The organism is Komagataeibacter kakiaceti JCM 25156 (genome assembly GCF_000613305.1).
In genome coordinates, this window is the sequence record NZ_BAIO01000707.1 from 1 (window position 1) to 969 (window position 969).

The 969-nt window shown below is 65.8% G+C and carries 1 protein-coding gene and 1 pseudogene; both read left to right on the forward strand.

Annotated elements, in window-relative coordinates:
- Positions 1–94: 94 nt before the first annotated feature.
- Positions 95–772, forward strand: a complete 678-nt coding sequence (locus JCM25156_RS18155) for a phosphatidylserine decarboxylase (protein ID WP_025814256.1) — start codon at positions 95–97, stop codon at positions 770–772.
- 6 nt (positions 773–778) lie between these two features.
- Positions 779–969: pseudogene (locus JCM25156_RS29145) on the forward strand (CDP-alcohol phosphatidyltransferase family protein); the annotation flags it as partial.

The following is a 969-nucleotide window of genomic DNA, read 5'->3' on the forward strand; positions in this document are numbered from 1 at the left end:
CGGGTGTTCTCGCGCCTGTTCACGCCCCGCCCACCGCCGGGGGATGCGCAGAATACTTGACCAATTTTACTGAAATCTTCATGAACATGGTCCCATGTCGCTGATTCAATCCATCAAGCTCGTCATTGCCCCGCCGCACCCGGCCGCGCGCCCCTTTCTCCTTGCCTCCGGCGCGGGAGCCGTGGTCGGGCGGCTGCTGCCCTTCAGGCTGACGAAGTGGCTGGGCACGGCCAGTGGTCTGTTCTTCGGGTTCTGCCTGTATTTTTTCCGTGACCCCGAACGCGTCACGCCCACGGCGCCCGATGTGGCCGTTGCCCCGGCGGATGGGCATATCGTCTCGATCCAGAAGGTCGCCCCGCCGCCGGAACTGGACATGGGCGACACCCCGGTTTGGCGCATCGCGACCTTCCTGTCCGTGCTGGACGTGCATGTAAACCGCATGCCGATCGCCGGGACCGTGACACGGGTGGCCTACCATCCGGGGCAGTTTCTTAACGCCAGTCTCGACAAGGCTTCGGAACTCAACGAACGCAACGCCCTGCGCCTGACCCTGAAGGACGGGCGGCAGGTGGCGGTGGTGCAGATCGCGGGGCTGATCGCCCGGCGCATCCTGTGCGACGCCGAGGAAGGCATGCAGTATGAAACGGGCGAGCGTTTCGGCCTGATCCGTTTCGGCTCACGCACGGATCTGTACCTGCCCGCCGATGTCACCCCGCTGGTCGAGGTCGGGCAGACCATGATCGGTGGTGAAACCGTAATGGCGCGGCTCTGATCGGGCATGGCCGTCCCTTCCCCCGGTCCCATGCGTCCCCCCCGCAGGTTGAAGAAACGCCAGCGCCCCCGCGTGCGCGGCCTGTCCTTCAACCGCATGATCCCGAACCTCATGACCATGCTGGGCCTGTGCGCGGGCCTGACCGGCATGCGATTCGGGCTGGAGGGGCGGTTTGGCAACGCGGCGGCGGCGCTTCT

Bases quoted from the DNA above. Each gene is read 5' to 3' on its own strand.
- JCM25156_RS18155 (WP_025814256.1), top strand. From the start codon at position 95: ATGTCGCTGATTCAATCCATCAAGCTCGTCATTGCCCCGCCGCACCCG.